Genomic DNA, 1,372 nt, shown 5'->3' on the forward strand with positions numbered 1-1,372 from the left:
GATCGTGATGTCGCCCGCGTCCGGTCCAGATAGGACGTCGAATATGAAGCTCGTCGCGTCGTCGGCCGGATCGCCGACGGTGTCGCGGCCGATGAAGTCGATCGTATCGAAGCCACTCAGGCCGGCGCGCAGCGATGCGGCGACACGGCTGGCGTCGGGGCCGTCAGCCTTCAGTCCGATATAGACTTGCGGCAGGGCGTCAGCCCTTGCCGATGCCGTGATGCTTGCGGTTGCGCCAGCGATCTCCGTTGCCGAGATGTCGCCGCCTGCCAGCAAGGCAGTGCTGCCCTGGCGAAGGATCAGTACGCCCAGCATGGCGATGACCAGAGCGATCGCCATCCAGAAAAAGCGGAGATGGCGCGCCACCGAGGGAGCCGGCGAAGACGGTACGGAAGCCAGAGACATCGCCTCCAGCATGCCCGTGCCGGCTTCGTTTGACCGATCGGTGGATGCGGCGCCGTCCAGCCTGAGTTCGGGAACAGACTCGGCAATATCCGGCAGGCGGATCGCGTTCAATTCATAGGCAGGAACATAGCCGCCGCGCGGAATGGCGATGCGGACCGGCTCGGCAATTCCCTCATTGGCAAAATAGTGCTGCAGAAGCTCGCGCAGCCTGCCTGCCTGCACACGCACCACGGCATCGGTGGACGGATCGAAGTCGCCGTCCTTGCCGAAAACATCCATGGCAATGGAAAAGCCCTTGAGCCTGTCGGCTTCGCCGGCCTGTTCACGTTCGACAAGATAACGCAGCAGCTTGCGCGCGCGTTCGGATCGGCCGAACGTTTGGCTGGCAAGCAGTCGCTCCAGTGTCTCGCGCACTGCGGGGGCGGCAGGCGTGGCATGCTGCAAGTGTCGATCCTCTCGAAGTCGGCACAGGTTGAGGCGCGATCATATAGGTCCCGCACCACCACACAAGTATACACCCCGTTATGCGATCACGTACCCACCGGATAATTCCGCGGTGGTTAATGGCCCGAAAGATCGGAACCGATCACCAGGTTGGGTGGGTTCCGATCTTTGTTCCCGTCGGGCGTCAGCCGGCTTTTTTACCGACGATACGGTTCGCGGCAGACATCACCGCCTCCAGTGAGGCGGCGACGATGTTGGTGTTGATGCCGGCGCCGAACAGCTTGCCCTGGGGATACTCCATCTCGACATACGAAATGGCCGACGCGTTCGAGCCGCGCTGCATCGAGTGCTCGGAATAGTCGAGCACCGACATCTCGACGCCGACATGGCGCGACAGCGCATTGACGAACCCATCGATCGGGCCGGTACCCGTGCCTGTAATCGTCACTTCCTTGCCGTCGTCGAGGATGACCGCCTCGACGACGCGCCGGCCCTTGATCTCGGTGCTGGGATAGGTGTGGTG

At 62.7% G+C, this 1,372-nt stretch carries 1 protein-coding gene and 1 pseudogene; both read right to left on the reverse strand.

What is annotated here, in order from left to right; all coding sequences use genetic code 11:
* Nucleotides 1-849: pseudogene (locus EN750_RS34435) on the reverse strand (hypothetical protein); the annotation flags it as partial.
* A 184-nt stretch (nt 850-1,033) separates the two neighbouring features.
* Nucleotides 1,034-1,372, reverse strand: a 339-nt coding sequence (locus EN750_RS34440; protein ID WP_281062374.1) for an alpha-isopropylmalate synthase regulatory domain-containing protein, incomplete at its 5' end; no start/stop codon positions are given.

The organism is Mesorhizobium sp. M7A.F.Ca.ET.027.03.2.1 (assembly GCF_003999175.1).
Classification (GTDB): Bacteria; Pseudomonadota; Alphaproteobacteria; order Rhizobiales; family Rhizobiaceae; genus Mesorhizobium.